Below are 6,677 nucleotides of genomic sequence, written 5' to 3'. Positions count from 1 at the left end.
CACCGCCGCCGAGATCGGCAACGGGGAGATCGGCGCGGACGACGCGCTGATCGACGGCCGCCGCCGGCCCGGCGTGCAGCAGTCGTTGCCGGACCGGGTGACGCAGGACAATGAAGGCGCGGTGCGTCCGCCCTCGCTGGAGGCGTTCCCGACCGACCAGATCCCGGTGCCGGATCGCTGGCGGCTGGTGAAGACCTTGTGCCCGCTCAAGAACTCGCTGTTCCCGAACGTCGAGGCGACCTGCCATTCGCCGTTCGATCCCTATCACCAGAATTTCCTGAAGGGCGACCGCCCGATCGATATCGCCAGCAAGCCGAAGTGGCTGCCGATCAAGGGCGACGACTGGTTCCTCGCTCTCACCGGCATCTCCGACACGATCATCGAACCACGTACCTTCCCCACCCCGGTCAGCCGGCAGGTGAACGCGCGGCCGGGCAGCACCGACGTGTTCGGCAAGGGCGAGAGCGTGGTGGCGGCGCAGACCTTCATCGTCGGCGGCTCGCTCATCAAGGGATCGACGGTGTTCATGCCGCCGATCATCGAATACCGTCTCATCCTCGCCTACAACATGAGCTATGTCGACGTGAACGAACGTCGCGTGCTTGACGTGCGGCCGGGCAGGAAGAGCCATCGCTTCGACGACTTTCTCGGTCTGCAGGAAGCATTCATCGACTATCACCTGCGCAACACCTCGGATCGTTTCGACTTCGATTCGGTGCGCGTGGGCGTCCAGCCGTTTCAGGCGGATTTCCGCGGTTTCCTGTTCAACGACAACCAGCTCGGCATCCGCTTCTTCGGCAACCGGGACAACAATCGCTTCCAGTATAATCTTGCCGCCTTCTGGCGGATGGAGAAGGATACCAATTCCGGGCTGAACGACCCGACCCAGCGGCTGCGCGACGATTACGTGTTCTTCGCTAACCTCTACCGGCAGGATTTTCCGCTCGCCGGCCTCACCAGTCAGGTGACGGCGGTGGTGAACGTGAACCGCGAGGACCGGACGAAGCTGGACGACAACGGCTTCCCCGTGCGCCCGGCATTGCTCGGCGACCTGCGGCCGCGCCATTACGATGTCTCCTATCTCGGCTACAATGCCGACGGCCGCATCGGCCGGATGAACCTGACGGCCTCGGTCTATGGCGCGCTGGGCGAGGACCGGAACAATTTCTTCACCGGCCGCCCGGCCAAGATCCGCGCGTATTTCGCGGCGGCCGAGGCGAGCTATGACGTCAATTTCCTCCGCTTCCGCGTCTCCGGCCTCTACGCCAGCGGCGACAAGAAGCCGTTCAACGATACCGAGGCCGGCTTCGACGCGATCTTCGAGAACCCGGTCTTCGCCGGCGCGGATACCAGCTACAACATCCGCCAGACCATCCCGTTCGCCGGCGGCGGTCGGGTGATCGCGCTGACCGGGCGCAACGGCCTGCTCAATTCGCTGCGCTCGTCCAAGGAGCAGGGGCAGTCGAACTTCAACAACCCCGGCACCGTGCTGCTGGGCGCGGGTGTGGATGCCGACGTGACGGCGCGGTTCCGTATCTCCGGTAATCTCAACAAGTTGTGGTTCGCTCATACGCAGGTACTGCAACGGCTGCGCAACGAAGGATCGATCCCGAAGGACTTCGGCTGGGATTATTCGGTGGCGACGATCTACCGTCCGTCGGCGATCCAGAACGTGGTGTTCCGCCTGTCGGCCGCCGTGCTCCAGCCGAGCAAGGGTTTCCGTGACCTGTTCGACAACGATCAGGGCCAGAAGCGCTATTATTCCGTCCTGTTCAATACGATCCTCTCGTTCTGATGGGTGCCGACATCCTCAAGATCCGCTTCAATCGCCCGATGCGGGCCGTGCTCGCGGTGGCGGCGGCGATCGGCCTGTTCGGCTCGGCGCAGCTGATCGCGTCGGAGGGCGAGAAGCCGCGCGACATCAAATACGCCTTCACGCCCCCCGCCCCGCAGAACCAGGGGTGGGACGAGGCCGACGGCAAGAGCGGCGGCTGCATCAGCTGCCACACCGCCAGCGACCGCAAGACGATGCACGATTCACCCGCCGTGGTGCTGGGTTGCGTCGATTGCCACGGCGGCGACGCAAAGGTGACGGGCGATGCGAAGCTGCCGCACGACGCGCCCGCCTATGTCGCCGCGCGCGACCGGGCGCATGTGCTGCCGCGCTATCCCGAGACGTGGCACTGGCCCTCCTCGGCCAACCCCAAGCGCAGCTACACGCTGCTGAACAAGGAATCCTCGGAGTACATCCGCTTCGTCAACCCGTCAGACTATCGCGTCGCGCGTGAGAGCTGCGGCGCCTGCCATCTGGAGATCATCGAGGCGGCGGAACGCTCGCTGATGACGACGGGGGCGATGCTGTGGGGCGGCGCCGCCTACAACAACGGGATCGCGCCGTTCAAGAATTATGTGTTCGGCGAGGCCTATACGCGCACCGGTCAGCCCGCCTGCGCGATCTCGCCGGCCGACAGCTACGGCGCGGCGCCGCTGATGAAGAACGGCAAGCCCGAGCCGTGCGGCGTGACGCCCAACCTGACCCCGGCGCAGACGGCGCGCGGCGCACTGGCGAAGCTCTATCCGCTACCGACGTGGCATGTGCTGCCGCCGGGCGACATCTTCCGCGTGTTCGAGCGCGGCGGGCGCAACATCAACACCCAGTTTCCCGAGATCGGCCTGCCGAACAGCCTGGGCCTGATCCAGCGGCTGGAGGAGCCGGGCCGGCCCGACCTGCGCCAGTCCAATCGCGGCCCCGGCACCGGCCTGCGCGTGGCGATCCCGGCGCTGAACATCCACAAGACCCGGCTCAACGACCCGTTCATGTGGTTCATGGGCACCAACGACCAGCCGGGCGACTATCGCAATTCGGGCTGTGCCGGTTGCCATGTGATCTACGCTAACGATCGCCAGCCGACGCACAGCCTCGTCTATGCCAAATATGGCCGCGACGGGCAGACCGCGACGGTGGACCCGACGATCGCGAACAAACTGGAACCGGAAGATCACGGCGACGGGCATGGCGGCGGCCACGGCAAGGTAAAGGGCCAGGACGATCCCGCGACGCATGCGGAGGACCCGCACGGCCCGGCCACGCCCGAGGCGGGCAATCACGCCGGCGGCGGCAGCACCACGGTGCCGCATCCGGTGGGCGTGAAGGGCATCAAGGAGAAGGGCCACCCGATCCAGCACGCCTTCACCCGCGCCATTCCCACCGCGCAGTGCATGAACTGCCACATGCATCAGCCGAACATCTTCCTGAACAGCTACCTCGGCTACACCATGTGGGACTATGAGTCCGACGCGCCGCTGATGTGGCCGAAGCAGCAGAAATACCCGACTGCGGCCGAAGTGCATGAGGTACTGGAGCGCAACCCCGAGGCCGCCGCGCCCAAGGGGCTGTGGAGCGACATCGATTTCGTGCGCCGGGTGTACGACGACGTGAATCCGAAGGCGAAGGACACGCAGTTCGCCGATTATCACGGCCACGGCTGGAACTTCCGCGCGATCTTCAAGCGCGACCGGGAGGGCAACCTGCTCGACGCGGCGGGCAGGATCGTCGATCCCAAGGATCCCGAGAAGTTCCGGCTCTATCGCCGCAACGCGCAGGGACAGTTCATCGACGAGCAGGGTGCGGTGGTCGATCCGGCCGATCCGGATCTGAACACCAAGGCCAAGGCGCAGTTCGAGCAGGTGGGCGAGCAGGCCGGCAAGGCCGTGCATATGATGGACATCCACGCCGAGAAGGGCATGCAGTGCGCCGACTGCCATTTCGCGCAGGACAGCCACGGCAACGGCCTGATCTACGGCGAAGTCGCCAACGCGGTGGAAATCGGCTGCAAGGATTGCCACGGCACCGCCGACGCCTTCCCGACACTCCGCACCTCCGGCCCGGCGGCGCGGCCGGACGGCACCAACCTTGAACTGCTGCGCAACCCCGATGGCCAGCGCCGCTTCGAGTGGAGCGTCGATGCCAATGGCGAGCGGGTGCTGACGCAGCGTTCGCTGGTCGATCCGAAGCTGGAATGGCGGGTGTCGCTGGTGAAGGAGGCAGTCGATCGCGGCAGCGCGCACTTCAACCCGCTGGCGGCCCGCGCCAAGCTGATGGCGAAGAGCGCGGCCGAAACCGGCAAGGACAGCTGGGGCCCGGGCGTGGCGATGCAGGATCGCGCGCACAAGGACCCCGAGATGGCGTGCTTCACCTGCCATCTGTCGTGGACCACCTCGTGCGGCGGCTGCCATCTGCCGATCGAGGCGAACTGGAAGACGAGCAGCCACAAGTACGACGGCATCGAGACGCGCAACTTCGCGACCTACAATCCGCAGGTCGCGCGTGACGAGATGTTCCAGCTCGGCCGGCATCAGACGACCAAGGGCAACCAGATCGCCCCGATCCGCTCCACCTCGGCGCTCGTGCTGAGCTCGACCAATATCAACCGTGAGCGGATCTACATCCAGCAGCCGCCGATTTCGGCGCCGGGCTTCTCGAGCCAGGCGTTCGCCCCGCACTTTCCGCATACCGTGCGCAAGACGGAGACGAAGACCTGCTCGGACTGCCATCTCTCGGCGAACGACGACAACAACGCGATCATGTCCCAGCTGATGCTGCTGGGCACCAATTTCGTCAATTTCGTCGGCTTCAACGCATGGACCGGGCTTGAAGGCGGCTTCCAAGCGATCCGCGTGACCGAGTGGGACGAGCCGCAGGCGGTGATCGGCTCCTATCTCCAGAAATACGCTTATCCCGATTACTGGAAGGCGCATCAGGACCACAATCGCGAGCTGATCGAGTGGCGGCGCGGCAAGACCTTCGACAAGCGTTTCTCAGGCGAAACGCAGGCGATCGAGGAGTTCGCCAATACGCATCAGGCGACGCCGGGCGCGACCCGCTGCCTGCAACTGCGCGGCGAATATATGTTCGTGGCAGAGGGCAAGGGCGGCTTCCGCGTCTATGACGTCGCCTCGATCGCCAACAAGGGTTTCTCCGAGCGGATCATCACCGGGCCGGTGTCGCCGCTGGGGCAGGACACGCATGTCGGCAGCACCAACGCCACCTGCATGGCGCTGCCGACGATGCAGTCGATCGCCCCGCTGCGGAACACGCAGGCGATGCGCGATGCTAATCAGGAGCAGGCGTTCGACCCGATCTATCACTATGCCTTCGTCACCGATGCGGTGGAGGGGCTGATCGTCGTCAACGTCGATACGATGGCCGACGGCGACCCGCGCAACAACTTCCTCAAGCGCGATGCGGTGTGGAACGAGAACAACGTACTGAAGGGCGCGCGCCACATCACGCTGGCGGGGCACGTCGCCTATATCGCGGCCGATGCCGGGCTGGTGACGCTGGACCTGACCGATCCGCTGAAGCCGCGCCTCGCCTCTGTGGTGCCATTGCGCGATGCCCGCGCCTCGGCAGTACAGTTCCGCTACCTTTGGGTGACGACGGCGGACGGGCTGCAACTGTTCGACGTGACGAAGCTGCTCGCCCCCCGCCCGATCCCGCAGGCGACGGTGCCGCTGGCGGACGCGCGGCGCGTGTATCTGGCGCGCACCTACGCCTATGTCGCGGCCAAGGGCGACGGGCTGGTCATCGTCGACATCAAGCGCCCCGAGCGGCCGGTGATCTACCAGAAGGTCGATTTCGGCGGGAAGCTGAACGATGCCGAGGACGTGATCGTCGGCACCACCAATGCCTCGCTGTTCGCCTACGTGGCCGATGGCCGCAACGGGCTGAAGGTGATCCAGCTGACCAGCCCGGACAGCCAGCCGAACTTCTACGGCTTCTCTCCCGCGCCCAAGCCCGAGCTGATCGCCTGGGCGAAGACACCCTCGCCCGCGCTGGCGCTGTCCAAGGGGCTGGATCGCGATCGCGCGGTGGACGAGACCGGCGGACAGATCGCGGTGTTCGGCCGGCTTGGCTCACGGCCGTTCACCCGGCCGGAGATGGAGCGGCTGTTCCTCAACAGCCGGGGCATCCCGTTCAAGGTCGTGGATACGCCGTCGTTCGCCGATTGGGTGCCGGCGCGTGGGGCGGGTGAGACGGCGCGGCGCTAGGGAGGCCGGATCGGGCGCACGGCCGGGCGCTGAGGCAACTGATGCCATGAGCAAGGATCGGGTTTGTAACGCCCCAAGGACGCCGGGATGGGATCGCACGTGCCCCTGCTTCGCTGGCGGCGCGACGGCCGTCGGGGGCATCTTGAGTGACGGCAGCCTGCCAGAGATATGCGCGCCGACCTGATCTCGAGGCCCGACAACGGCATCGTCGGATCAGACGACAGCTATGTGTCGTCGGTTCTTTGCCCCGATCGTTTTTCCTATGCGCGGCAAGCCATCTGGTGATGGTTGGCAGGCCCGACCGAGCTTCAGAGGTAGGCCGGCCGGCAGGTTGGACGGAGAGCGTTGCCGGATGGCCATGTCGGCGGCGGTTTAAATGGTTTTCGGTGATACCGTCGCATCGTGCCGGTTAGCGAGAACAAGGGGGCTTAATACCTGCCAAGCACGGTTCGGCTCGTCGACGGAAGTGGATCGGCACCATTCGTCCTCGGCTGATCGCCGTAAGCGTGGTTTGCAGGCCGCCTTGCCTGGGCAGCCGTGGCCGTGATGTTTGTCGCCTTTGTGAGGGCGATGTTGGTGCGGGAAGTTTTCGGGTCTGAGACTGGTCGTACGAGTGCTCGTACGAC

Annotated in this window: 2 protein-coding genes; both read left to right on the top strand. The window is 65.5% G+C overall.

The window, feature by feature from the left end:
- Positions 1 to 13: 13 nt before the first annotated feature.
- Positions 14 to 1,795 carry a hypothetical protein gene (locus FOY91_RS20095; RefSeq protein WP_238995814.1) on the top strand — a complete coding sequence of 594 codons (1,782 nt, stop codon included), beginning with the start codon at positions 14 to 16 and terminating at the stop codon, positions 1,793 to 1,795.
- Positions 1,795 to 6,051, top strand: a complete 4,257-nt coding sequence (locus FOY91_RS20090) for a multiheme c-type cytochrome (protein WP_203234651.1) — start codon at positions 1,795 to 1,797, stop codon at positions 6,049 to 6,051. The genes FOY91_RS20095 and FOY91_RS20090 overlap by 1 nt, the downstream gene beginning before the upstream one ends.
- Positions 6,052 to 6,677 lie beyond the last annotated feature (626 nt).

Origin of the sequence: Alterirhizorhabdus solaris (assembly GCF_007785815.1) — a bacterium.
In the GTDB taxonomy this organism is placed as follows: domain Bacteria; phylum Pseudomonadota; class Alphaproteobacteria; order Sphingomonadales; family Sphingomonadaceae; genus Alterirhizorhabdus; species Alterirhizorhabdus solaris.
The sequence above is the reverse complement of the archived record's forward strand: the minus strand, read 5'-3'. Positions and strand labels throughout refer to the sequence as shown.

Bases quoted from the DNA above. Each gene is read 5' to 3' on its own strand.
- FOY91_RS20090 (WP_203234651.1), top strand. From the start codon at position 1,795: ATGGGTGCCGACATCCTCAAGATCCGCTTCAATCGCCCGATGCGGGCC.